The sequence below is a fragment of the Mesorhizobium sp. ESP-6-4 genome, from assembly GCF_020164735.1.
GTDB lineage: Bacteria > Pseudomonadota > Alphaproteobacteria > Rhizobiales > Rhizobiaceae > Mesorhizobium.
Genome location: NZ_JAIUGS010000017.1, coordinates 45,295 through 67,203, shown reverse-complemented (window position 1 = coordinate 67,203; position 21,909 = coordinate 45,295). Strand labels below are relative to the sequence as shown.

The window sequence follows — 21,909 nt, the reverse complement described above, 5'->3', positions numbered from 1 at the left end:
AGCTGACCAATGTCGCAACGGACAGGCTTTCCCGGCGCAAAAAATTACCCCCGCACGAAGGCGGGGGCAAGGTGAGTAGCCAAGTTCCATCGCAAGACGATCAGGACCGCAGAGACGAAGCAAAAGGTGGCAACCTGATTTTGCAGCGCTGACCTTCGGTCCCTTAAGATCTAATCCGGATAAAACCTCACTCCCACAAACTCTGTCTCACAAGTTCTTCAGGCGATTGAGATCGGCCATGGTAGCCCTGCGGTCGACGATGGTGCGTCCGTACTTGTCTTCCATCCTGAACCGGCCGTTCTCGATCGTCTCCTTCATTCCATTGCGGTGCGTGACCTGGATGCTGCTGCTAGTGGCCTCGACCTTGTCGCCGGTAACGGCGTTCACATGACTATCGACATCCGCGGTGCCTGCCGCGCTGCTGCTCGCGCCGTTATTGCTCTTGCCGTTGTTGCTGCCGCTATTGCTGTTTCCGTTGTTGCCGCCGCTATTGCCGTTTCCACTGTTGCCGCCGCTATTTCCGCCACCGTTCCCGCTGTTGCCGCCGCCGCTTCCGTTTCCACCACCGCTGCCGCCATGACCACCGCCGCCTTTGTCGGCATAGGCCTTGGTCACGACGAGACCATCGACGGAGAGACTGACAGGCGCGACGACAAGCGCCAACGCAGCCAGCGCTGGCAAGACTAGCCTGCAGCCCCCGCGCGATGTGCGCATTCGGTTCTCCCCATGCCAGCCCTTCAGCCCGTCGGCCGAACTACCCCACCGGCAATATCGCAGCATAAGCATCCCCAATCAGCAGTGCATAAGGAAGTGGCCCACGACCCATGTCTTGTCCATTCGGACCTATTGCAATTTTGTTATAGGACTTAGGTCTTATTTCAACCACCGGATGCGGTCGGATGTTGCCGCCACGGGGGTGTTTTTCCAAAGCCAACCAACCCCTTAACGAGCTGCGGGTGCCGAAGCGGTTCACCGTTTCACGGAAACGGCAAACCATCGCACGTCCTTGTTTCGAAGCAGCTCAGGATGGATTACCGCTGCGAGGCGCCGAGCCTGCCGTCTCGCGCATTTTCCGGGATTGCCCCGGTCCGAGATGGATTCAGGCCGGCAAAGATACCGGCCGCCGCGCCGCGACCGCGGTGCCGAAGGCGGCGGCAATGACGGCGGCAACGCCCGCGCATTGCAAAAGGTTGAGCTTCTCATGCAGAAACAGGAAGCCGGTCAGCGCGCCGCCCGCCGGCTCCAGGCAAACCAGCATGCCGTAGACCTTGGCCGGCATGCGCGCCAGCACCAGCATTTCCAGATAGAAGGGCAGCGCGCTGGAGAACAGGCCGACCACGGCCGCGCCCGCCATGATGTGCGGGTCGGCGAGATAGGGTTGAGCGGCGCTGAAGCCGAAAGGCAGCGCCAGCACAGCGGCGATCGCCATGCCATAGGCGGAGGTGCGCACGCCGAGCTCGGCGCCGGCCTTCTGCGCGAAGATGATGTAGAGCCCCCAGCAGGCGCCCGCTGCGAGCGCCAGCACCACCCCCAGCGGATCGAGCCCGCTTCTGGCATCCGCAAAAGGCGAGAGCAGCACGATGCCGGTTATCGCCAGCGCCACCCAGACGAGGTCGAGCAGGCGCCGGGAGCCGAGCATAGCGACGAACAGCGGCCCGGTGAATTCGAGCGCCACGCAGATGCCGAGCGGAATGCGCTGGAGCGCTGCGTAGAACAGCATGTTCATGGCACAGACCGTGATGCCGTAGGCGGCGAGCCAAGGCAGGGTTTTCCGCGAGGGCAGCACCTTCCAGGGCCTCAGCACCGCAGCCAGCATCAGCGCGCCGATGGCGAGCCTCAGCATGGTCGTGCCTTCCGAGCCCAGCACCGGGAACAGCCCCTTGGCAAAGGCGGCGCCGACCTGAACGGACAGGATGGCGCCGAGCAGCCCCAGAACGGGCATTGCGCCGACATGGGTTTCCGGCTTCGCGGTCTGCGTCGAGGTCAATCCTGGCTCCATCCCTGGTTCGGGAATGGAGATAGGGCGCGGGCACCACGCTGTCGTGAGGCAGTACGGGGCGGGTGGTGGGACAAGAGAGTGAGGTTTACGCCTTCGTCATCCTGGCGCGGAGCAAGGAGCGAAGCGACGCGCGCAGGGTCCATACCATAGCGCTAACGTATTGCAACGCTTACGGAATTCAGTACCGCCGCCTCCAAGTCGAAGGTAACGGCGTGGATTTTGGGGTCAAGCCGAGGACGACGAAGCGTTGGCGCAGGCCCGCACTCCGGCCGCTGTGGCCACCTCTCCCCCGCCTTTGGCGAGGGAGAGAAAATGCGCCCGGCGTTATCCCGCCATGGCGAGCGGCGCGGCGCTCTTGTTGGGGATCTGGATGTCGATCTCCAGCGTCGACATGGTTGCGCCGCGGTCCATCGAGACCTGGAGGTAGTCCTGGTCGATCTGCACATGCTTGGCGATGACCGCCATGATCTCCTCGCGCAGGATGGAGACGAGATCCGGCTGGCCGCGGCTCTGGCGCTCATAGGCGAGCAGCAGCTGCAGCCGCTCGCGCGCCACCGGCGCGCTGGTACGCCGCTTGAAGAGATCGAGGATGCTCATGCGGCCCTCCTTCCGAGAAGCCGGTCGAGGAAGCCCTTGCGTTCGAAGGGGACGACCACCGGCAGGTCCTCGCCTTCCAGGCGTCTTGCCGCTTCGAGGTAAGCCTTTGCGGCACCATTGAGCGGTTCCGAGAGCGTGACGGGCGAACCGAGATTAGAGGCCCGCAGCACATCCTGGCTTTCCGGGATGATGCCGAGTAGCGGCGTCGAGAGGATCTCCAGCACGTCGTCGATCGACAGCATCTCGCCGCGCGCGGCGCGCGCCGCGTCATAGCGCGTGACCAGCACGTGTTTTTGCACCAGCTCGCCCTGCTCGGCCTTCATGGTGCGAGCGTCGAGCAGGCCGATGATGCGGTCGGAGTCGCGCACCGACGAGACTTCCGGATTGGTGACGATGACCGCCTCGTCGGCGAAGCGCATGGCGAGCTGGGCACCGCGCTCGATGCCGGCCGGGCTGTCGCAGAAGACATAGTCGAATACCGATCGCAGCCGGGCGATGACTTCCGCCACACCCTCTTCGGTCAGCGCGTCCTTGTCGCGCGTCTGCGAGGCGGGCAGCAGGTAGAGAGTCTCCAGCCGCTTGTCGCGGATCAGCGCCTGCGAAAGCTTCGCCGTCCCCTGGATAACGTTGACGAGGTCGAACACCACGCGGCGCTCGGCGCCCATGATGAGGTCGAGGTTTCTCAGGCCGACGTCGAAATCGACCAGCGCCACCTTCTTGCCTGTCCTGGCCACGGCGGCGCCGAGCGCGGCCGTCGAGGTTGTCTTGCCGACGCCCCCCTTGCCCGATGTGACCACGACTACCTTGCCCATATATCCAGCCTCCATTGGCGGTTTTTATTCTCTGGCCGTGCCAGGCACGGCGGGATCTTTCGCTTTTGGTGCACATCGTTCTCCCAAGACCGCTGCAACTGGGGGCGACATGCACTGATAACCTTCGCACGCGAAACCGGTCCGAAGCTTGCGGCCAAGAACTCAGCCGAGCGGCACCACGCACAACGCATCATTGTCGAGGAAGGCCTGCACGGCCTTGCCGCGCGACACCCCTTCCATCTCCTCGGCCGTGGTGTACCAGCCGTCGACGGCGAGCAGCTCGGCCTCGTTCTTGCGGCAGAAAATGCGCGCCGAAATATTGCCTTCCGAGCCGGCGATCGCCCGGCCGCGCAACGTGCCATAGACATGGATCGAACCGCCGGCGACGATTTCCGAGCCGGACGCGACCGAGCCCAGCACGATCACGTCGCCATGCGGATGGAAGACCGACTGCCCGGAGCGGATCGGCGCCTTGATCATCAGCGTGCCGGCGGCAGGCGCCGGCACGGCGCCCTGCCCTGGCTTTTCCGGTTCGGCCTGAGCCGGCTCGATCCTGACCGCTTCCAGCCTTGCCAGTTCGGGATCCACCGGCTCATCGCCGGTCGCCTGCAGAACCTCGGCGGGCGCCGCCTGGATCGTTTCCCGGGTCACTTCGGCCCGCTCCCCGGCGACGGCCATTTCCAGCTCTTCCGCCCGCGCCTTGCGCGCGGCCCGGCCAAGCAGCCCCTCGGCGGTCGCCTCCTTGGCGCCGGCCAAGAGCGGGGGCAATTCAGACCCGAGCTCGGCGCCTTCGAGCTCGATGGCATAGACGCGGATGCCGCGCGAACCGAGCACGCCGACAAGCGCTGCGATCTCCTCCGGCCCCGGCTGCAAGGTGTTCAAATCCAGCACCACCGGGCGGCCGTTGAAATAGCCGGGCGAATTGGCGATCCAGTGATCCAACCCCTCCAGCCAGTCGGCGATCGGCGCTTCCGGCGTCAGCGTGAAAGCGACGAAGGAACGGGCGCGAAAGCGGATCGATTTGTTGTGCAAAGGGGCGGCGAAGGTCACGTCCGGGCGAATCCTTACTCAATGGTTAAAGGGTGCCGGGCTAATGGTTAACAAAAGGTTAATTTTGGGGATTGGAGCCGTTAATAGCTGACGCGGCTAACTGCTGTGGCCGGGCGGTCACAAGACCAGCCGCCGCCCCGCAATTCGCCGAAGATCGAGGCTCCGACGAGCCAGGCGTGTGAAGCGCCTAATATACGAAGCGACGCGCGCGAACCATCTTCTTACCCGGAACTTTCCACTCTCTTCAGGGAGGAGACGGGCATGGGCATTGACCGGCTAGACAGCAAGCGAGCAGGCAAGACAGGTGCCGCAATGGCAGTCCTGATGGTGTTTGCAGGATGCATGACGCACCAGCCGAGCGGAATAGACGTATACCAGACGAGCAGCACAGACCAATGGCTGACGACCGCCGACGCTGACAAGGTCGTCAGCGCGATGAGCGCCAAGGGAATGATGCCGGCGACCATCGACTGCCGGTTCGACAACACCGCGCAAGGCCAGGTGGCCTACCGCTCGAAATTCACCTGGAAGCAGGCGCCTGCCAACACGCGCTACCACTGGGAAGTCGGCGACCCAACCTACCTCGCAAGCAAGGACGTCGCATCCAACAGGGCGGGTCTGAGGCCGGTTTTCGCAAAGACCGCGCGGGACCCGGCGACGGGGCAGAAGGTCGGCTGCTCGATCTGGGCGAGCAGCAGCTAGAGAAGCGAATTGCCGATCGGCGATCGAACCTCTGCACAAGTCGCGGTCGGCAGCTCAACGGCTCTCATTTGCTGCGGTTTTGCTGGCCAGACAGGAAACAAAGGCGCACGATACGATTTCGCTGGTGCGGCGAGGACAGTCCGGCTTGATCTCTTGCTGAGTAGGTCGGGCTGTCCAGGAGCCTCTCCTTGGTCTTGCATGCGAGTGGGGCCTTTGCTTGCGGCTGGTTTCCCGCCGACTGCCTCGTGTCGTATCACTCAAGCCTATCTTTGCGTTCGCCCACCCGTTCGCCCACAACAAACAGTGCTTGCCATGTTGCGCGCCGCGGCCTAAGCGCAGTGATGGCAAATGAAAAATTCGACCAGTCGGTGACAATCATCGTTGATCCGGCCGGCGGACGGGAGGCAATCGGCGATGCCGCCGCCTGCCTGGACTTCCTGCTTCGAAGATGGCGCGGCAAGCGAAGCGACAAGCACCGCGCAGCCATTCAGGCCTGCACGGATGTAAACAGCGGGCGCCGACCGGCTTCATTCGCGCGCAAGGCGTTCATAGCAGCCGCCCGCGAGGCGGCCATTCTCGTGACGCCTTAAGGCTGCTCGCGCGGTCTGAAATTCTTACTTTCGATGTCGATGATCTCGCCGCAATTTTCACACTCCATCTGGGTGTGAGCGCGTATCCAGCCCACACGCGTTTTCGCCTGGTGATGGCACCGCGGGCACTCCACATCGATTTCGAAGTGATCGGACTCTCGTTGTGTCATTGCGGTTCCAAGGCCGGCCTGCCTAACGCGACATTATCCGTTATCAGTGCTCCCCTCCCGCTCGTCTTCCGGATCCACCACTTTCTCTTTCGCCACCTTGGCCGCGAGCTTCGCCTCTTTCTTTGCCGCCTTCGCCTGATCGCGTTTGCTGCGCTCGTATCGGTAGTTGGGTTTCATCGCCATGGTGTTTCTTCCGGTTTAGGCAATTGCGCCTTGGGATTTGGACATGCCCAGGAGCGGGAAAGACAGTTCGCGAGACATAAGGCCCAAGCAAGAGTCAGGCGGCCATCATGTCAAATCAGGCGATTGCGTTCTGCGATCTGACGTGCCCGCCGCAAGGTGCCGTCAGTGTCGGCGAGCTTGCGCCTTGCTGCCTCGTCCTTCCTGACCGTCAGCCGCGCGGACATGATGCTTGAGGACCTGACGATCGGCTTGATCGCGGCGGGCGGCGCCTCGGGGGTTTTCATGAAACGCATCGGCATTATCCTTTCTTGTAGCAGCCAGGGCTAAGGCTATTCGCGACTGCGGGTTTTCCCTGCGACATTGGCTTCCTGCCTATCGGAAGCCGGAAGCCGTGAGCGTGTAGGAGTTTCGGCGCTCGCGCGCATATGCTTTGCTGGCGGCGTTCTGGATGGAGCTGCGCAAGGCGTCGAATGCTGAAAGATATGCCATCTCGGCCGTTTCCTTGCCCCCAGCATCGCCAAATGTCCCAAGGACCTCGACCTCGACGAAGAAGCGGACCTGGAACATACCGTCATGGCCAATGAAGCAGACGGCGCGGCGCGTTTGATCGAAACTCCGGCTGGGATTTGGAAAGGCGAGCGTCATGGGTTGCCCACCCGTGTTTCAGGGTGTTCAGCTGCCTGCCGGGTTCTATTCCATTCCTTTCGAGCCTCGACGTTGCGACGGTTGAGATTCAGCATGCTCGTCGTCGCATGCGCACGCGTCAGCCCGACCATCGGAGCGCCGTCGACATGCGCCGGAATCCCGGTGAAGACATGGTAGACGGTCCAGGAATGATCCGCTTCGACGCGGCGGCCGTATTGATGATCCCTGAAGGCATGACCCGACAAGCCTCTGTTGTTTGGGGAACAGCCGGATACGGCCTTGTGGCCCGCCTCGGTCTCGCCGTTGGCCATGGACCTGTTCATACCTGTCTTTCCTCGCCTTCCCGCGCGGCGATAATCTCCGAATAAAGCGCCGCGCCGTCAGCTTCGGAGATCGTGACCGCATCCGGCCACTGCGGCATGTTCAGCGTCCTCGCCAAAAGCCGCGCGATCTCGATTGCATCGTCGAGATCGGTTGCCAGCACCGTCTCGCGACCGATGACGGCATGCGCGTCATCGCTGACGCGCGTGCGATAGAATTCGATCACGACCTTCATCGAGACCCGCCGCGCGATGGCATCGAGCCCTTCGCGCCGAAGGCCGGGCTCTCAGGCCTGGTGGGAATTCTTCCCTGCTTCGGCGTCCTCATTTCGCGATTGGAGCGCTGCTGTCCCTTGGCCATGTCCGAACGTCCTTTCGATCAGCATCAGCCCGGGATCCGAGGCCGGGGTTCCGGCCGATTCCAACCTATCCTCGGTCACCACGCGCTCATGCGGTTCGGTGTCGCTGCGGATGCGGTATTGAGGCGAGTTTTCTTTTGGCGGCAGCGTGCCGGTGACGTGGTAGACTTCCGCGGTCAATGTCCGGAAATCTCCCTTCAGACGGACCGCCTGTCCGATGTCGAACAAGCGCGGCGGGGCGCCGTGCCGTATCGGCCGTGTGTTGCGCTGCATAAGGCTTGTCATGATTGTCTCCGGTCGTCTTCGAGCGCCGCCTCGAGAGAGGCCGGTTGATCGACGCTTTTACAGTGCGAACCCCATTGTGCGGAGGATCGCCGGCAGGTGAATGAAAGAGGCCGCGTCGCGGGAAAGACCCTTCCGGGCCTCCTCGTCGAGATCGGTAGATACTCTGCGGTCGCGGCGCGCCTGAAGCGCGGCAGCACCAAGGAGAGCCGAAGCAGACGACGACGGTGGACGCGATGCGAATGGCCACGATTGCAGCTTTCCCGTGAAAACATGCTAGGATGGGCTTCCGCTTTATTTCAGTCGAACCGCTGGAACGATTTTCGGTGCTGCCAGTACATCCGTGGTCAGCGCCCTGCGTCGTTCCAGGGTTCAAACGAGCAAGCTGCCGCGCCGGACCGGCGCAACGCTTCGCTATCGAAAATTCGGAAAGGATTGGCGCGGCTCCGACGGGGCGAAAGCCAAACTCAACCAAATCAACACTTTTTGTATGCGCCTCAATTGCGCTCAAAGCAAGACTTACGCGTCTATTATTTTTTTCCCGGGTAAATAGAAATCTCGGGTCCGGGCCTGAAAAGCGGCAAATCGATTTGCAGGCGCTTACCAAATTCCTGAAATCTTCGGATTATTTCGCCCAAACATTTTTGAGCTTCCCTGGGATTATTTTTTCACTCCCATCCGCCACAACCAAAGCCGTCTACACGACGACAGGCTTGGCCCAGAAAAAGGCCACCGAAAATCCGGGCACATAGCGGCTATATCGTCGTTCGACCACCGCTTCCTCCGAGGCGTTTGCGTTAAACGGCGAACGGCTACAGGTCACTCCCCGGACGCCACCTTGGGCTCCGCGCGAGATCCGCGACCCTCCGGCCGGGCCAAGCCGCGGATGGCAGGGCCGTTGAGCACCGTACCGTCCGGCGCGAACTGCGAGCCATGGCAGGGGCAATCCCAGCATTGCTCGGTCGAATTCCAGTGCACGAGGCAGCCGAGATGCGTGCAACTGGCCGAATGCCGGTGCAGCTTGCCGTCGCGGTCGCGGCATACGGCGAACTTGCTCAAGCCGTCCTGAAGGATGCCGCCTTCGCCAGGCTTGAGGTCGTCGGCCGACTTGACCTCACCGGGCAGCAAGTAGCCGGCGAGGTTCTTCACTGTTGTAAGGTTCTCATTGACGTAGTGCGCGAGCGCGGCGGGCGGCTTCCGGTCGGGGGCGTAGACGGCTTCCCAGGGGTTTGATCCGTCCACGATCAGATCGCGGATCAGCAGTCCGGCCAATGCACCATGCGTCATGCCCTGGCCGGAATCGCCGGTGGCCATGAAGACGTTGCCGTTGCCGGGGCTTCGGCCGATGAAACCGCAATAATCGATCGTTTCGAGAACCTGACCGGACCACCGCGCTCTTTCTGCGCCAAGATCGGGTACCAATGCCCTGATCCATGCTTCAAGCGCGGCAAAGCGTGCCTCGCCGTCATCCGCTTCGCCCGATTTGTGATCGCGGCCGCCGGCGATGAGACAGTCCGTCTTGCCGGGGCCGGGATTGAGGCGGACGTAATAATAGGGATCGTCCATGTCCCAGTAGAGGGCATCCGGGAGGGTTCCCCTGGCGATCTCGAAAGCCATGGCATAGGTGCGGTAAGGCGCCATCTTGCTATGGATCTTGACCCATGTGTTGATCGGGGAATTGGTGGCAAACACCGCGTTCGAAGCCGTGACGGTGTAGTCGCCGTCGCATTTCAGGCAAATCTGCTCCCCCTCCTCGATCTCGATGACGGCGCTGTCGGCGAATGCCTTGCCGCCTCGCTTCTCGAAATCAGCCAGCAGGGCGCGCAAATATTTCAGCGGGTGGAAGGTGGCCTGTCCGGGGTAGCGCAGGATGGGCGCCGATTCATGACCCTTGAGAGGCACGCCTTTGCCATGTTCAGCCTCGGCGCCGATCTTAGCCGCAGCCGCATACTCCTTATTGCATTCTCTGGCGGCCTGCTTCTCGTCCATCCATGCGGCCGGGAAAAGGAAGCCGTCCAGCCGCCGGAAATCGCAGTCGATCTCCAGGCTGGCAACGTGCCGCTCGATGCGGTTGACGGCGGCTTGCTGGCTCTCCTGAAATCCGCGCGCCAGAGCCTCGCCGCGCATGTCGATCAGCGCGCTCAAGCCATCGTCGCAGATCGGCGCCAGATGGGCGGTCGTGCGCGATGTCATGCCTCCGAGCAACGGGCCGCGATCCACGAGCACCACCTTGCGCCCTGCCAGCGCCAGTTCATAGGCAATCGAAATCCCGGCGATGCCGGCTCCAACGACGGCCACGTCGCAATGCTCGTCTTGCTCGAGGCGGGGAGCGCCGGGCAAGCTGGCGTCGAGCATCCAAAACGATCTGGTCGCTTCGCTGCTGACGTTCATCGCGCGCCCCGTCGAGACGATATCGGATGGCCAGCGACCAATGCTGCGCAGCGCGGGTTGTAGGTCATCGTGACCGGCTCCATCCTCGCGGCTAGGTGCTCTTGAGCGTTCCGTTCATCCCGTTCGGGTAAAAGCCGCCCTTGCTGACACCCGATTGGTCGGTCAGATAAACAATGCGCAGCACCTCCTGCGGCGTCCTTGTGAAGGCAATCGCATCGGGCGTTGAAGGAACGAAGTTGGCCTTGCCGTCGACGCGAATGCCCTGGTCCTTGTCATCGGGCCCGTCGATCTTGTCGCGTGCGTCGGAAATCGCATTCGCCGCCTTCCAGGCCTTCTCGCCCATGCGATAGAGCGACGACCGCGCCATCCCCATGTGGTAGGCCTCGACCGCGAGAATTCCAGCCGCGGCTGCCAGGAATTCCTTGTTCTTCAGGACGGTTGCCGCACCGGCGTAGGCGGTGACGCCGACATCCTCGAACAGCATGCCGCCAAGCACGAAGTTCATCTGGTTGCCGAAGGGGTCGAAGTCGGCACCGAGCCCGGCCGCCTTGGCGACCGCGGCAAAGCCGGCATCAAAATCGATCGCCGGCCGGTCCACCGCATTCGACGCCAGGGTCTTGCGGTAGAACCTGACATGGGCAAGTTCATTTTCCGCGACTTCCCGCAAAAATTCAGCCAGTGCGGGTGTTTCGAAGGGAACCTTCTTGCCGCCGACGACGTCGCCGGGCTTGGAACCGGCATCTGAATCGTCGATGCCTTTTCCTGTGGTGCCCCGGAGGTAGTATTCGGCCTCCATATATTCCAGGTTCAGCGCGAACCGGAAAATGTCTTCGTCCTTTATGTCATCTTGTGCGAAAGCAGGCGAAACGGGGGCGACGCCGGTCGCTGAAGCGAGCGTCGCTCCAAGACCAATTTGCAATGCGCCGCGGCGAGAAACATGAAGTGAAGGGGTGGCATGGATCATAGCTTCCTCCCGAAGCCCGCCATGAACCGGTGTGGCCTCAAACGAGCGGGCCGTCCTGTCAACTCCGCCAAACGCGGAATGTTCCTGAACCGAGCCGGTATGGTTGTGGACCCGGGCGATTCGATGGGCGTGCCGGCGTGACTCCCGGGCTGCGGTTCCTCTATAGGACGAGCTTCACGTCCGACGCCGGATCCATTTCATGGCCCTCCTCCCCTCTCTCCGCGCCGCCCTCCCCAACGCCACCATCTGGGACGCCGCCGAGCTCGCCTCGCGCGATCCTGGCTTCGACACCCGCAATTTCGGCGCCTCGGCTCTGGTGCGTCCGCGCGATGTCGAAGAGGTCGCGGCGCTGGTGAAATTCTGTTCGGAGCGTGGCATCAGTCTTGTCGCGCAGGGCGGGCGCACCGGGCTGGCGGGCGGAGCAGCCACTTCCCAAGGGCAGGTGATCTGCGACCTTGGCGGGCTTAACAGAATAGAGGACATCGATCCGTTCACGCGCGTGGCGATCGTGCAGGCGGGCGTGACGCTGGGCGCGCTGCAGGAGGCGGCAGCCCAGCATGGGCTCGACCCGGGCATCGACCTTGCCGCGCGCGGCAGCGCCACGATCGGCGGCATGGTTTCCACCAACGCCGGCGGCATCATGGCCTTTCGCAACGGCACAATGCGCCACCGCGTGCTTGGCTTGGAGGCCGTGCTGCCGGACGGGCGGTTGTTTTGCGATCTCACCCGGGTGCTGAAAACCAGCGCAGGCTACGATCTGAAGCATCTCTTCATCGGCGCGGAAGGCACGCTCGGCATCGTCACCCGCGTGGCGCTGCGGCTCGATCCGGTGGCCGGGGCGAGTGCCACCGCGCTTGTCGGCGTGCCGAATGCGGCCAGCGCCCAGCACATCGTGCGGCATTTTTTGACCTCGACCAGCGCGAGGCTCACCGCCGCCGAGATCCTGTGGCGTAATTTTGCGTCCCTCATGCAGCGGTCGCTGAACTATGCCTCGGGCAGCCTGCCGCTCGATGCGCCCTGTCTGCTGGTGCTGGGCCTAGGCGCCGACTCGATCGAGGCGGCGAGAAGCGCGCTCGAGGGCGGGCTGGCGGCCATCTGGGAAGAGGTCGGCATCGTCGACGGGCTGGTCGCGAGCTCCGAGGGCCAAGCCGCAGCGATGTGGCGGCTGCGCGAGGAGACTGTTGAGATCGAGCGCGCGCACCCTATGGCGCCCTCGTTCGACGTCTCCGTGCCGGCCGGCGCGCTGGACGCCTATGTGGCGCGCATCGAGGCGGGGCTGAAGAAGCTCGACGCCTCATATGCGCCCTATGTCTACGGCCATCTCGCCGACGGCAATCTGCACATCTCCCTCAATTGCGAAGGGCCGGTTCCATATGAGCGGCATGAGGCGATCGAGGACGTGCTCTATGAGGGGCTGCGCGAGGCCGGCGGTTCGTTCTCAGCTGAGCATGGGGTGGGGCTGGAGAAACGCGAGGCCTATGAGCGGCATGCTGATCCGGTTAAGCGGGATTTGGCGAAGGCGATCAAAGAGTTGATCGATCCGGGCAATGTGATGAATCCGGGGAAGGTCGTGGGCTGAGTTTGGCGGGGGCGCGCGAGAGGCTAGAGCGAACCTGCCTGTGTCGCAGCCCCTCTCCGGTCGCTTCGCGATCACCTCTTCGCTGTCGCGGGCCAGAAACACTACTCGCACTGGCGGCGCGGGCCGCCGTCGAAGGGCTGGTAGGTGTTGTCCTGCGGATCGTAGGAGCGGTAGCGGCTGAAGCAATCGTCGATATGGGCGGCCGAGATCTGCCGGCCCTGTGCCCGCACGGCCCCGGCCTCGGGCGAGATCTCTTCCGGCGGGCCGCCATAGGTGGTGACGTAGCCGTCGCCCGACGGGGCGTAACCTTCCATCTCGGCCTGGTCGTCGCTCGTCTGATCATCGGCCGCGGCGGGTTGCCGATCATCCGCTACCGCTTGACCACCCTGGCCTTGCCGATCGTTTGAGCCGGTCGAGGCGGTGCGGTCGCCCATCGGGTCGTAATAGGGTGAGATGCAAGGGCGCAGCTCGCCGCTGTAGGCGCGGTAGCTGTTTTCCGCCGGACGGTAGCTGCGATAGCGGGCCGAGCACCATTGCAGATGGGCCACGGGCAATTGCTGCTCGGCCTGCCGATCGGCCGGAGCCGGCTGGGAAGGCTGGGTCGCGTCAGGCTCGGCCGCGGGCTGGTTCGGCTGAGCGGTCGTGGGCTGCAACTGCTGCGGCTGCGCGGGTGCGGTCGGCGCCGCGAGCGTCGCCGTCTGCACTGCGCTGTCGGTCTTGGCCGGCTCGCCCCCTGGGGCGGGCGCGACGGCAGCCTGCTGGGCGGGAATGCGCTGAAGATTCTGCTTTTGCGGATCGACCGGCTGAGCGTCCTTGGTCCAGAGCTCGGAAACGCCGATCGCCGGGGTCGCCTGGCGCACTGGCTTGGCGGCGAGCAGCCAGGTGGCGAAGGCGAGCCCGCTGGCGAACACGGCAAGGGTCAGCACGAAGCCGCCGACAATTCCCAACAAAGCCTTCATGCCGAACTCCTTTAGTCCCCGCTGATAGAATGCGAGGCGCGGAATCCGGTTCCCACAGCAAGAGGGCGATGTTGCGACCCGGCGGTAACAAACGAAGGCCCCGCGTGCTCCGGGGAGGAGCACGCGGGGCTTCGAGAGGATCGCTAGGTGAACCCAGCTGGGGACTAGGCAGCTAAGGGACTTTACGATGATCCAAACGGATCGATGACAGTGTCGCGCCTTTGCTACGACGCCGCATCGTGCAAACAGAGGAATAAAAGCAGGTCGTTCACATGGCAGTCCCACGCCTCGGACTCGCAGCCGGCGGCGGCCGGTCAGGCCCGGCAGAATGCCCCAACGAGGCGGCCGGGCCGCGCCCGAGCGGCATGCGGGCACTCAGCAGTCCGCCACCACCTCGCTGTAGCTCCTCGCCTTCCCGTCCTGGCCGCGAATGCGCCACGTTTCGCCGTCCCGCCCCTCGATATGGCTCGCCGCCAGCGGCACCTTGCCGCCGCCATCCGGCAGATCGATGACATAGGTCGGATTGCAGATTCCGGATAAGCGCCGGCGCAGTTCCGCGACCAGCGCCTGGCCGTGGGCAATCGTCGTGCGGCGATGCGCCATGCCGCGCGCGAGGTCGCCGTGGTGCAGGTAATAGGGTTTTACGCCGAGACGGTACATCAGCTCGCGGCAGAGCTCCTCCAGCACCTCGACCTTGTCGTTGACGCCTTTGAGGAGAACGCTTTGGTTGAGCAGCACGAAACCTGCCTGGCGCATCGTGCGGCAGGCCGCCTCGGCTTCGGCGGTGAGCTCGCGCGGATGGTTGAAGTGCGTGACAACCGTCACCATCAGCCGGCCCTGCAGCGCCTCGACCAAGCCGGAGGTTATGCGCGACGGCAGCGCCACGGGCACGCGGGTGTGGATGCGCAGAAGCCTGAGATGCGGGATCGCCTCCAGCCGGGCGCGGATCTCGGCCAGCGCCTTGTCCGGCAGCGACAGCGGATCGCCACCGGTCAGGATCGCCTCGCGGATTTCCGGGTGCCCGGCGATGTAGGCCAATGCCGGCTCCAGCGCTTCGCTTGTGTAGCCGCGGCCGATCGAGGTCAGCGATTCCTTGCGGAAGCAGAAGCGGCAATAGACCGCGCATTGATAGGTCGGGAACAAAAGCACGCGGTCGGCGTGGCGGTGCGTCAGGCGCGGCACCGGGCTGAAGGCATGATCGCCGATCGGGTCGTCGAGCTCGCCTTCGGTGGCGACGAGCTCGCCCGGCGACGGGATCGCCTGGGCGCGGATCGGATCGTTGGGGTCGCTCCAGTCGATCAGATCGAGATAGGGTTTGGGCACGCGCACCTTGTGCGCGGCGGCGGCTTGCTGCGCGGCTTCGCGCTCGGCGGGCGAGAGTGGCAGTGATGCAAGGTCGCGGACTTGGCGCACGCCGGCGCGGATGTCGTCCTGCCAGGCGGCGTCGGGCGCGGCCGGCAGTTTGAGATTAGTGGTCATTGCGGTTCTCTGGTTCGCCGTCCCTATCGGCCGGATGGTCGATGTGGTCAACCGCATACCGCCTTACGCCGTGTTGGGAACTTGGAACTCTCACCGCTTGAGCTTCGCAATCGCCTCCGCCGTCACCGGCGTGAAGCAAGCAGCTCGGCGAAATCCTCGGTGTAGACCGTGAGCTTGATGCCCGTGACTGTCTCGTAGAAGTCGACGAGCCGCTTGCCGCAAGGCATTCAACTGCCGCAAGGCTAGATATCGGCGTAGATCTCCAGCACATTGCCGTCGGGATCGCGAAAGAAAAGCGTGCGGTGACCCCAGGGCCGGTCGGTCGGCCCACTTTCGATCGCCACGCCCTTCTCACGCAACGTCTCGGCGCATTGGTCAACCTGGCTGGGCGTCACCCGGAAGGCGAGCTGCATGGAGAGCGCGCCCGCCGGGGTCGGCAAGTCGTTGAACATCACGCCGCGCTCAGTGAGCGCCAGCAGGCACGAGCCGACCTGGTAGGCGATCCAGCTCTCGCCCAGGCTGGAGTGGACGCGAAAGCCCATCACGTCCTCGTAGAAACGCCGCATCTCCTTCATGTCGCGGGCGAAGAGGACGGTGTAGTCGATATTCCTGATGTTTTTCAGCGCATTCATTTGCGGAATCCTTTGTCTGGCGCCGCGTTCCGACGCGGCGTGATTGTCGATGCGCTGCCTCATTATACTGGTAGCAAGGTGGTACAAGATGAGCGGCGCTGCTAGTAGCGTCGCCACCCCCTTCGAGGCACGAGCATGCTGGAACAGACCACCGAGATGGACAGGCGTAAGGAACTCGGCCGCTTCCTGCGCGCCATGCGCGAACGCGTCGAGCCGTCACGGCATGGCATCCGCACCGGCACTCGGCGCGCAAGCGGGCTGCTGCGTGAGGAAGTCGCGCTGCTCGCAGGGATTAGCGCCACCTGGTATACGTGGCTAGAACAGGGCCGCGAGGCCAATCCTTCCGCGCAGGTGCTCAATGCGCTGGCCAACGTGCTGGACCTCGTGCCTGTGGAACACCAGCACCTGTTCAAGCTCGCAAAGCCGGAATGGCGGCCTGAGGCGACGCCGCTCGAAGGCCCCTCGCCCGATCCGCGCATTGTCGGATTGCTCGCCACGCTCTCGCCCAACCCGGCCTATGCGCTCAACCGCGCCTGGGACTTCATTGCCTGGAACGACGAGGCGGCGGATTTGTTCGGCGGCTTCGATCAGGAGGATCCCGCAAGGCGCAACCTGTTGGCGCGATTCTTCCTCGATCCCGCCTGGCGCGGCCTGTTCGCCGACTGGGAAGTGGTAGCTCGCTCGGCGATCGCGCAATTCCGCGCCGCGACCGTCGAATACGCGTCTGCTGCCGACATCCGCGCCGTGCTCGACCCACTCAAGGCGCTGAGCCCCGACTTCGCGCGCCAATGGGCCGAGATGCGGGTCGAGGAAGCGCCGATCTGGTCGAAGCGGATGGTCGGTCCGAGCGGCGAAATCGTGGTCTATGATTATTTCATGCTGACGCCCGTGGGCGTGGGCAAGGAGATAACGCTGAGCCTTTATCGGAAGCGTGGATAAGGAGCTCCCCGGCACTACACGGGGAGAAAGACGCTGCCGCAATCGACCAGCGCCCTCCTTTCATGCAATCTCCTCCGGCGGCGATCATGGGAGATGATCCGCCGCCGAGGGAGGATTGCCATGACCGACACGCCAGCGGCGGTGCCGCGCTATGAGGATGCCGTTGCGCAATTCCGCATCGAGGACGAGATCGCGCGCCTCCACGGCGATCCGGCGACCGGCATCAACGCCTATGTCGAATGCTGCGGCCGCTATACCGGCGAAAACCGGCTGGCGCTGCGCGCGATCTCGGCTGCCGGTGAATTGCGCGAATACTCCTTCGACGATCTGGCCGACATGGCGGGCCGCGTCGGCACCCTGCTCAAAAGTCTCGGCGTGCGCCCTGGCGACGTCGTCGCCGGCATGCTGCCGCGCATCCCTGAATTGGTGGCGCTGATCCTCGGCACATGGCGAGTCGGCGCTGTGTACCAGCCGCTGTTCACCGCTTTCGGGCCGAAGGCTATCGAGCATCGCCTGAACTACAGCAAGGCGAAGCTGGTGGTGACCAACCCCGCAAACCGCGCCAAGCTCGACGAGGTGGAAAACCGTCCGCGCATCGCCACCATCGTTGGGCCCGGCGACGCCCTTGCAGCAGGCGACGTCGATTTCCGCGCGGCGCTCGCGGCTGCCTCCCTCGATAGCGAGCCGGTCATGCGCAAGGGCACCGACCTGTTCATGATGATGTCGACTTCCGGCACGACAGGACATCCGAAGGGGGTGCCGGTGCCGCTCAACGCGCTGCTTGCTTTCGGCGCCTATATGCGCGACGCGATCGGGCTTCGGCCCGACGACATCTTCTGGAATATCGCCGATCCCGGCTGGGCCTATGGGCTCTACTACGCCATCACCGGGCCTTTGCAGCTCGGCATCGCCACCACCTTTTACGAAGGCGCGTTCAACGCCAAATCGACCTACGACATCATCGAGCGTCTGGGCGTCACCAGCCTGGCCGGCTCGCCGACAGCCTATCGCCTGCTAATGGCGGAAGGGCCCGGGGCCGCGGCCCGCGTCAAGGGCATGCTGCGCGTGGTGAGCAGCGCCGGCGAGCCGCTCAATCCGGAGGTGATCCGCTGGTTCGACGCGCATCTTGCAGCGCCGATCCACGATCATTACGGCCAGACCGAGAATGGCATGATGGTCAACAACCATCATGGTCTGGCGCATACGGTCCGCGCCGGCTCGGCCGGCTTTGCCATGCCCGGCTACCGCATGGTGGTGCTGGACGAGGCAGGCAACGAACTCGGCCCCAACCAACCCGGCGTGCTGGCGGTCGATATCGCCAACTCGCCGCTGCGCTGGTTCGACGGCTACCACCAAGCGGAAACGCCGGCGATCGCGGGCGGCTACTACCGCACCGGCGACACGGTGGAATATGAGACGGACGGCTCGGTCTCCTCATCGGTCGGGCCGACGATGTCATCACCTCGTCCGGTTACCGCATCGGACCCTTCGATGTCGAAAGTGCGCTGATCGAGCATCCGGCGGTCAACGAGGCGGCCGTCGTCGGCGTGCCCGATCCGCAGCGCACGGAGATCGTCAAGGCGTTCGTAGTGCTGGCGCCCGCCTTCAAGGGCAGCGAGGCGCTAGCCGAGGAACTCGCCCAGCATGTGAAGAAGCGGCTGTCTGCGCATTCCTATCCGCGCGAGGTCGAGTTCGTCAGCGAACTGCCGAAGACACCGAGCGGCAAGATCCAGCGGTTCTTGTTGAGGAAGGCCGAGGTGGAGAAGCGCAAGGCGGAATAAAGATTTGGCTCTCCATGATTTCCGCCACGCAAAAGCCGCCAAGTCGGGCGATGGCTCCCAAGGGCTTTGATCGCTGATTTGGGGTTGCAGCATGCGGTTGGTCTTGACGCTTCTCATTGCGCTGGCGGGCAACGCGGCATATGCCGCCTCGCCGGAAGATGATTATATCGCCGCGCGCGACAAGGCGATCGCCGATATCACCGCGCAGGAAAGCGCCAATACGGCGATCGAAACTATCGATGCCCAGAACGAGAAGGCGCTAGCCGACCTCCAGCAGCGCCTCGCCACCATTCTCGGTCCGCTCTCCGTCAAAGGCTTTCCGGCGACCGGTACCATCAATGTTCAAAGCCTCAACGCTTCCGATATCGGCTACGGCATGCTGGACGGGCTGCGATATGCGCAGAGCGACGACGGCCCAAGCATCGTCGCCTCGACGCGCGGGTTGACCGAGCGCTGGCTCAAGTCCAAATCGTCCGAAGCGGAAGCGGATTTCAAGCTGCCCGCCGACATCGGAGCGGCGTTGAAGCTCGACAGTTTTTACACCCAGGCCATCGGCAGCGACGCGGCATTCTCGGGCACGCTCGACTTTTCGCTGAAGAAGCCCGACGGCGCCGATGCGGTGGTCGCGCGGCTCGGTGGCTGGACCCAGGATGTCGGACCGATCTACGATCAGCACGTCGTCGTGGCAGTCGTCAAAGGCGACCGCGTGCTGATTGCCGAGGCACCCGCCTCGCCCGCCGTGCCGAAGATCGCGGCCTGCGATTCAATCTGGGCAGCCGCCGACGCCGCCGCGCAGAAAGCCCAGCAGGCCGACCAGGGTTCGGACCAGGACGATCCGCAGGCCTCCGATCCCGCCAACGCCGCCTGGGAAAAGGGCGACGCCGACTACCGCGCCTGCATGGCCCAGCGCCTGCCCGGCGACCCGTCCTTCCCGGCGCTGCTCAAGCAGGCGCAGGACCTTGCCGACGACATGGCTGGGAAATAGTCCGCCAGGGCAATTCCAGGAAAGCGCAGCGGCTCTCGAAGTGAGCGGTTTCAAACCATAAGAGATAGAGCGGGCCGGCGCTGTCGAAGCCGAGCCGCTCGAAACCCTCAGCCTCCGTTCGCCCGCATGTTGCGCCGAGAAACGCGCCGCGCGACGGGGCGCGCCGCTTCCGCGATGATCCCGTTGGTTTGAGGCGCGGCATCCATGCGCGACCTTGCGTCGGTCACCCGATGCAGGCGCTCATAAGGCAGCAATTCCCGGATGCGGGCGTTGAGCACTTCGACTTCGGCGCGCAAATCCTCGCATTCCTGCTTCTGGATGTCGAGCTGGATCTGCTCCGACGCCTGCTGCAGCGAAAGCCGTGAGAAATTGGTGCTGACCTCGGACAGGTTCTTCTTGTCGGCTTCGCTCTCGTCCTTGAGAACGGCGAGCCTTTTCTCCGCAATCTGGCGTTCGGTGACGGCGTCGTTCAGCTGCGCCTTTAGCCTGGTGATCTCGTCCGTGGCTTCGCCATTGTCGGTCGAGATCTTGTCCAGACGCGACTGCAGTTCCTGGATCTCGGCACGCAAACCGCGCATTTCCGCGTGGCTGCGTGCCAATTCGGCGGTGCTGTCGCTCTCGGCGATCCGCGCCGCCTCGATTGTTTCGGCAAGCCTGGCCTGCGCTGCTTCGAGCGCTTTCTGCAGCCGGGTTTCTTCCTTTTCGTGGTTGCCGATTTGAGCCATCAGCTCGGCGATGTGGGCGGTTTCACTGGCGTGGGTTGCCGCGAACTCGTCGAACTTGTGCCGGGCCTCCGCCTCGCGCTTTTGCGCCTGCTCCAGATCGACCGAAAGGCCGACCTGCTTTTCGCGCAGCAGCTTGTTCTCGGCGCCGCGCCTGTCGACTTCGACGGTCTTGGCCGTCAGGGCTTTAACGATCTCGCCGAACTCCGTCTCGCGCCTGGCGGTCTCATTGCCCATCTCCACCAGCTCCAGGCGCACCGCCGCAAGCGCCGAGCGCAGCTGCTCCCGGTCCTGGACGAGGCTCGCCTCGCGCTGCTGCCACGCTTCGGCCGCGCCGTCGCGTTCGCGCTGCCGGCGGGCGGCGTCAAGCAATTGTTCCGACAATGTCTTGTGTTCGGCGGTGAGAGCGAGGTTTGCCAGCTCCAGCTCGTTGGAGCGCAACACGTCGCGATGGAAGACGTTGAGGACTTCGCGCGTCATATGATGCGCAGTGGCGATCTCCGCCAGCTTTGCCTCGATCTCCTGCAGATGGCCCTGCCCGTCCCGGAAAAGCCCGGTGACGGCCTCCAGGGCGGCCAGCCGCGTCTGGGTATGCGGTGTCAGCCGCGATGCCGATGCGTCGGACGGCTCTTCGGCCGGCGGATTCTCGTCGCTTGCAACCAGTTCCCGACCGGCGACGGCGTCGTCTTCCGACGGCGGCTGTTCGTCATCTTTGAGAACGTCCTCGAACGCCTCCGCCAGATCCGATTGGAGTTCCTGAAATTCCTTATCGACGTCCTCGGCCCGCTTGATCAGAGACTTGAAATTCATCACGGCACATCCCTTACGCTCGACGACACATCTTTTACGCTCGCCCCCGGGCGTACTTAACGAATTACTAATCTATCGCGTTACCTTCCGTTCGGGAAGCCTGTGCAAAGGAAACCAAAATTAAGGTTATCGCCGGTCCCAATCTGATGCGGATCCGCGCTAGGTGAGCCCCTCTCCCGTTCCTAACATATGTTAGCTTTCTCTCCGGATAGGTGCTGAAAGCATGCGCAGCAGAAGGGAAAGACAGCGAGCTGCTTGTCATCATTCAGATGAGCGATGCGAAGACTTCTGGACGGAAAAAAGAAGCTCCCGCCGTATAAATTTTCTCTTCCTCGGCCGCCCATGATCGATCGAGTGGAGTTGCTTGCGCGAGCATCCGGTTGCCGTGGCTCTATGGGAGTCGACGCGGGAGGCGGATGGGCCGACCTCCCGCGTCGGTGCATCAACTCTTGATGTCGATGCGCTTGACCTGCGACTGCGCCTTCTCGCTCTTCGGCAAGGTGACGGTCAGCACGCCGTTCTTGAAGCGGGCATCCACCTCGTCTTCCTTGACCTCGTAGCCGACCGGGATGCGGCGCTCGAAGCGGCCGTAATAGCGCTCGGAGAACTGCCTATCCTTGTCCTCCGTCTCGGAGCGCTTCTCGCCTCTCAGCGTCAGCACGCCGTCGTCGAGCAGGACCTCGATGTCTTTCTGTTCGAGGCCAGGCACCTCGGCCATCACCTTGATCTCCTTCTCGCCGTTGGAGATCTCGACGCTCGGCCAACCGGCGCCGAGGGCGGAGACACCGCCAAGTGACGGCAACCGGCTGTCGAAGCCGCGGAAAACGTCGTCAAACAGGCGGTTCACCTCGCGATGCAGCGACAGGAACGGATCGCGCTCACCGTCGCGGAATATGCTTGGAAGCTGGTTGCCGTTGCTCCGGCCCCAGGGGATCAGATCACGGACACTCATGGTTTGC

Annotated in this window: 24 protein-coding genes and 1 pseudogene; 7 read left to right on the top strand and 18 right to left on the bottom strand. The window is 63.7% G+C overall.

All coding sequences use genetic code 11. The annotated features are described in order from the left end of the window. Positions 1–207 precede the first annotated feature (207 nt). The 5 genes from LB523_RS23530 to minC all read right to left on the bottom strand — a co-directional run bounded on the left by LB523_RS23530 (position 208) and on the right by minC (position 4,458). Positions 208–714 carry a hypothetical protein gene (locus LB523_RS23530; protein WP_095770097.1) on the bottom strand — a complete coding sequence of 169 codons (507 nt, stop codon included), beginning with the start codon at positions 712–714 and terminating at the stop codon, positions 208–210. 385 nt (positions 715–1,099) lie between these two features. Further along, positions 1,100–1,987, bottom strand: coding sequence for an EamA family transporter (locus LB523_RS23525; RefSeq protein ID WP_224543961.1), 888 nt, complete (start codon positions 1,985–1,987; stop codon positions 1,100–1,102). Between the two features lie 336 nt (positions 1,988–2,323). Then, positions 2,324–2,596 (bottom strand): cell division topological specificity factor MinE, encoded by a 273-nt coding sequence (gene minE / locus LB523_RS23520; RefSeq protein ID WP_042638296.1) that lies wholly within the window; start codon positions 2,594–2,596, stop codon positions 2,324–2,326. After that, positions 2,593–3,408: a septum site-determining protein MinD gene (minD, locus tag LB523_RS23515; RefSeq protein WP_095770099.1), complete on the bottom strand. Its 816-nt coding sequence runs from the start codon at positions 3,406–3,408 to the stop codon at positions 2,593–2,595. Before minD ends, minE begins: the two co-directional genes overlap by 4 nt. A 162-nt stretch (positions 3,409–3,570) precedes the next feature. Next, complete coding sequence (gene minC, locus LB523_RS23510) at positions 3,571–4,458, bottom strand: septum site-determining protein MinC (RefSeq protein WP_224607391.1); 888 nt, start codon at positions 4,456–4,458, stop codon at positions 3,571–3,573. 261 nt (positions 4,459–4,719) lie between these two features. On the opposite strand from minC, the gene LB523_RS23505 reads away from it, so the two are divergent. Together LB523_RS23505 and LB523_RS23500 are read left to right on the top strand one after the other, a co-directional pair. Next, complete coding sequence (locus LB523_RS23505; RefSeq protein WP_224607389.1) at positions 4,720–5,160, top strand: hypothetical protein; 441 nt, start codon at positions 4,720–4,722, stop codon at positions 5,158–5,160. A 188-nt stretch (positions 5,161–5,348) separates the two neighbouring features. Beyond that, on the top strand, positions 5,349–5,750 hold the full coding sequence (locus LB523_RS23500; RefSeq protein ID WP_224607387.1) for a DUF982 domain-containing protein: 402 nt from the start codon (positions 5,349–5,351) through the stop codon (positions 5,748–5,750). Positions 5,751–5,953: 203 nt separating this feature from the next. Here LB523_RS23500 and LB523_RS23495 read toward each other — a convergent pair whose 3' ends face one another. The 6 genes from LB523_RS23495 to LB523_RS23470 form a co-directional block, all read right to left on the bottom strand. Next, on the bottom strand, positions 5,954–6,103 hold the full coding sequence (locus LB523_RS23495) for a hypothetical protein (protein WP_095770103.1): 150 nt from the start codon (positions 6,101–6,103) through the stop codon (positions 5,954–5,956). Between the two features lie 110 nt (positions 6,104–6,213). Continuing rightward, positions 6,214–6,396: a hypothetical protein gene (locus LB523_RS23490; RefSeq protein WP_224607385.1), complete on the bottom strand. Its 183-nt coding sequence runs from the start codon at positions 6,394–6,396 to the stop codon at positions 6,214–6,216. Positions 6,397–6,475: 79 nt separating this feature from the next. After that, on the bottom strand, positions 6,476–6,748 hold the full coding sequence (locus tag LB523_RS23485; protein WP_224607383.1) for a DUF1488 domain-containing protein: 273 nt from the start codon (positions 6,746–6,748) through the stop codon (positions 6,476–6,478). Next, positions 6,745–7,059: a hypothetical protein gene (locus LB523_RS23480; RefSeq protein WP_224607380.1), complete on the bottom strand. Its 315-nt coding sequence runs from the start codon at positions 7,057–7,059 to the stop codon at positions 6,745–6,747. The genes LB523_RS23485 and LB523_RS23480 overlap by 4 nt, the downstream gene beginning before the upstream one ends. A gap of 8 nt (positions 7,060–7,067) precedes the next feature. Further along, the gene (locus tag LB523_RS23475) at positions 7,068–7,304 is read right to left on the bottom strand and encodes a hypothetical protein (RefSeq protein ID WP_224607377.1); all 237 of its coding nucleotides are present in this window, start codon (positions 7,302–7,304) and stop codon (positions 7,068–7,070) included. 51 nt (positions 7,305–7,355) lie between these two features. Further along, entirely contained in the window at positions 7,356–7,700 is a 345-nt protein-coding gene (locus tag LB523_RS23470; protein ID WP_224607510.1) for a hypothetical protein, read from the bottom strand. A gap of 290 nt (positions 7,701–7,990) precedes the next feature. Here LB523_RS23470 and LB523_RS23465 point away from each other — a divergent pair, with 290 nt between their 5' ends. Then, positions 7,991–8,461: a hypothetical protein gene (locus LB523_RS23465; protein WP_224607374.1), complete on the top strand. Its 471-nt coding sequence runs from the start codon at positions 7,991–7,993 to the stop codon at positions 8,459–8,461. Positions 8,462–8,528: 67 nt separating this feature from the next. On the opposite strand, the gene LB523_RS23460 is transcribed toward LB523_RS23465, so the two are convergent. Both LB523_RS23460 and LB523_RS23455 read right to left on the bottom strand, forming a co-directional pair. Continuing rightward, a complete protein-coding gene (locus LB523_RS23460) occupies positions 8,529–10,100 on the bottom strand; it encodes an FAD-dependent oxidoreductase (RefSeq protein ID WP_224607370.1) in 1,572 nt (523 codons plus the stop codon). A gap of 91 nt (positions 10,101–10,191) precedes the next feature. Next, positions 10,192–11,064 (bottom strand): ferritin-like domain-containing protein, encoded by an 873-nt coding sequence (locus LB523_RS23455; protein ID WP_224513233.1) that lies wholly within the window; start codon positions 11,062–11,064, stop codon positions 10,192–10,194. A gap of 199 nt (positions 11,065–11,263) precedes the next feature. Between LB523_RS23455 and LB523_RS23450 the strand changes: the two genes are divergently transcribed. Further along, positions 11,264–12,643 (top strand): FAD-binding oxidoreductase, encoded by a 1,380-nt coding sequence (locus LB523_RS23450; RefSeq protein WP_224607367.1) that lies wholly within the window; start codon positions 11,264–11,266, stop codon positions 12,641–12,643. A gap of 101 nt (positions 12,644–12,744) precedes the next feature. On the opposite strand, the gene LB523_RS23445 is transcribed toward LB523_RS23450, so the two are convergent. The 3 genes from LB523_RS23445 to LB523_RS23435 form a co-directional block, all read right to left on the bottom strand. Continuing rightward, positions 12,745–13,602 carry a BA14K family protein gene (locus LB523_RS23445; RefSeq protein WP_224607365.1) on the bottom strand — a complete coding sequence of 286 codons (858 nt, stop codon included), beginning with the start codon at positions 13,600–13,602 and terminating at the stop codon, positions 12,745–12,747. Positions 13,603–13,977: 375 nt separating this feature from the next. After that, on the bottom strand, positions 13,978–15,081 hold the full coding sequence (locus LB523_RS23440; RefSeq protein ID WP_224607363.1) for a KamA family radical SAM protein: 1,104 nt from the start codon (positions 15,079–15,081) through the stop codon (positions 13,978–13,980). Between the two features lie 242 nt (positions 15,082–15,323). Continuing rightward, on the bottom strand, positions 15,324–15,713 hold the full coding sequence (locus LB523_RS23435) for a VOC family protein (RefSeq protein ID WP_095767204.1): 390 nt from the start codon (positions 15,711–15,713) through the stop codon (positions 15,324–15,326). Positions 15,714–15,848: 135 nt separating this feature from the next. Here LB523_RS23435 and LB523_RS23430 point away from each other — a divergent pair, with 135 nt between their 5' ends. From LB523_RS23430 to LB523_RS23420, 3 genes and pseudogenes are all read left to right on the top strand, one after another. Continuing rightward, positions 15,849–16,652 (top strand): helix-turn-helix transcriptional regulator, encoded by an 804-nt coding sequence (locus tag LB523_RS23430; protein WP_224607361.1) that lies wholly within the window; start codon positions 15,849–15,851, stop codon positions 16,650–16,652. Between the two features lie 120 nt (positions 16,653–16,772). Next, positions 16,773–18,433, top strand: a pseudogene (locus LB523_RS23425) (acyl-CoA synthetase). A gap of 91 nt (positions 18,434–18,524) precedes the next feature. Further along, positions 18,525–19,418 carry a hypothetical protein gene (locus LB523_RS23420; protein WP_224607359.1) on the top strand — a complete coding sequence of 298 codons (894 nt, stop codon included), beginning with the start codon at positions 18,525–18,527 and terminating at the stop codon, positions 19,416–19,418. Between the two features lie 107 nt (positions 19,419–19,525). Here the strand turns inward: LB523_RS23420 and LB523_RS23415 are convergent, their stop codons facing one another. Both LB523_RS23415 and LB523_RS23410 read right to left on the bottom strand, forming a co-directional pair. Then, positions 19,526–20,950 (bottom strand): hypothetical protein, encoded by a 1,425-nt coding sequence (locus LB523_RS23415; protein WP_224607356.1) that lies wholly within the window; start codon positions 20,948–20,950, stop codon positions 19,526–19,528. 442 nt (positions 20,951–21,392) lie between these two features. Next, positions 21,393–21,902: an Hsp20/alpha crystallin family protein gene (locus tag LB523_RS23410; protein ID WP_224513219.1), complete on the bottom strand. Its 510-nt coding sequence runs from the start codon at positions 21,900–21,902 to the stop codon at positions 21,393–21,395. Between the last annotated feature and the right edge of the window lie 7 nt (positions 21,903–21,909).

Coding starts and splice junctions, on each gene's coding strand:
- LB523_RS23530 (WP_095770097.1), bottom strand. CDS start 714: ATGCGCACATCGCGCGGGGGCTGCAGGCTAGTCTTGCCAGCGCTGGCT.
- minE (WP_042638296.1), bottom strand. CDS start 2,596: ATGAGCATCCTCGATCTCTTCAAGCGGCGTACCAGCGCGCCGGTGGCG.
- minD (WP_095770099.1), bottom strand. CDS start 3,408: ATGGGCAAGGTAGTCGTGGTCACATCGGGCAAGGGGGGCGTCGGCAAG.
- LB523_RS23505 (WP_224607389.1), top strand. CDS start 4,720: ATGGGCATTGACCGGCTAGACAGCAAGCGAGCAGGCAAGACAGGTGCC.
- LB523_RS23495 (WP_095770103.1), bottom strand. CDS start 6,103: ATGGCGATGAAACCCAACTACCGATACGAGCGCAGCAAACGCGATCAG.
- LB523_RS23490 (WP_224607385.1), bottom strand. CDS start 6,396: ATGCGTTTCATGAAAACCCCCGAGGCGCCGCCCGCCGCGATCAAGCCG.
- LB523_RS23485 (WP_224607383.1), bottom strand. CDS start 6,748: ATGACGCTCGCCTTTCCAAATCCCAGCCGGAGTTTCGATCAAACGCGC.
- LB523_RS23480 (WP_224607380.1), bottom strand. CDS start 7,059: ATGGCCAACGGCGAGACCGAGGCGGGCCACAAGGCCGTATCCGGCTGT.
- LB523_RS23475 (WP_224607377.1), bottom strand. CDS start 7,304: ATGAAGGTCGTGATCGAATTCTATCGCACGCGCGTCAGCGATGACGCG.
- LB523_RS23470 (WP_224607510.1), bottom strand. CDS start 7,700: ATGCAGCGCAACACACGGCCGATACGGCACGGCGCCCCGCCGCGCTTG.
- LB523_RS23465 (WP_224607374.1), top strand. CDS start 7,991: ATGGGCTTCCGCTTTATTTCAGTCGAACCGCTGGAACGATTTTCGGTG.
- LB523_RS23460 (WP_224607370.1), bottom strand. CDS start 10,100: ATGAACGTCAGCAGCGAAGCGACCAGATCGTTTTGGATGCTCGACGCC.
- LB523_RS23455 (WP_224513233.1), bottom strand. CDS start 11,064: ATGATCCATGCCACCCCTTCACTTCATGTTTCTCGCCGCGGCGCATTG.
- LB523_RS23450 (WP_224607367.1), top strand. CDS start 11,264: ATGGCCCTCCTCCCCTCTCTCCGCGCCGCCCTCCCCAACGCCACCATC.
- LB523_RS23445 (WP_224607365.1), bottom strand. CDS start 13,602: ATGAAGGCTTTGTTGGGAATTGTCGGCGGCTTCGTGCTGACCCTTGCC.
- LB523_RS23440 (WP_224607363.1), bottom strand. CDS start 15,081: ATGACCACTAATCTCAAACTGCCGGCCGCGCCCGACGCCGCCTGGCAG.
- LB523_RS23435 (WP_095767204.1), bottom strand. CDS start 15,713: ATGAATGCGCTGAAAAACATCAGGAATATCGACTACACCGTCCTCTTC.
- LB523_RS23430 (WP_224607361.1), top strand. CDS start 15,849: ATGCTGGAACAGACCACCGAGATGGACAGGCGTAAGGAACTCGGCCGC.
- LB523_RS23420 (WP_224607359.1), top strand. CDS start 18,525: ATGCGGTTGGTCTTGACGCTTCTCATTGCGCTGGCGGGCAACGCGGCA.
- LB523_RS23415 (WP_224607356.1), bottom strand. CDS start 20,950: ATGAATTTCAAGTCTCTGATCAAGCGGGCCGAGGACGTCGATAAGGAA.
- LB523_RS23410 (WP_224513219.1), bottom strand. CDS start 21,902: ATGAGTGTCCGTGATCTGATCCCCTGGGGCCGGAGCAACGGCAACCAG.